Source organism: Bacillus sp. FG16 (assembly GCF_057809515.1).
The window spans coordinates 1-645 of sequence record NZ_JBMDKC010000298.1 but is presented as its reverse complement, the minus strand read 5'-3'; the positions used below and the strand labels follow the sequence as shown (position 1 = coordinate 645).

The 645-nt window shown below is 45.6% G+C and carries 1 protein-coding gene; it reads right to left on the bottom strand.

The features are described 5' to 3' along the window. The coding region (locus tag ACODS7_RS32395; protein WP_488828667.1) for an MFS transporter at window positions 1–645 on the bottom strand (645 nt) is incomplete at both ends.

Below are 645 nucleotides of genomic sequence, written 5' to 3'. Positions count from 1 at the left end.
CTAACTGCTGCGTACGCATGGCGTTATACGCTACTTCAAAATTAGGAACGTTATGCTCCACCATGAATTGTTCTAAAGCTGCGGCATCAGCTCCCTTTTCTTGTGCGAATTGCCCCAATGCTTGCGTGAAACGTTGTGACAATTCTTGTTGTTCGCGCTGATATTCCAGTTCTTCTGCACGCTGCGCTTTCTGTTCAAGCGCTTCAAGCTTTTGCTGGATTTCAGGTGTTACCCCAAACTTTTCAGCACGTTGTAATAAATCTTGTTGTTCAATCGCCTGCATCATACTATCAAGGTCGTTATACCCCGCTTGTTGTTGAAAGAAATTCATCGCACGGTCATACTTGTCATAGTTACCATATCGCTCAGACACTTCTTGTTCCCAACGCTGACGCTCTTCCATCAGAACCGCTTGTGTACGCTCTTTTAATCTCTTCGCAAAAGCTTGTGATTGTTCCATATCTTCTGGTGGTTGTCCTTCTGGGTTGTTCTCTATTGGTGATTGCTCCATTTGTTCGGGTGGTGTGGCAACCTCTCCTGTACCTTGTGGGTGCGCGGCTTCTCCATCTTCAACGCTAGGAGGTGCAGTTTCCGTTACAACCTCACCACCGCCTTCCAAACCATTAAAAAATTGAAAATTACCTA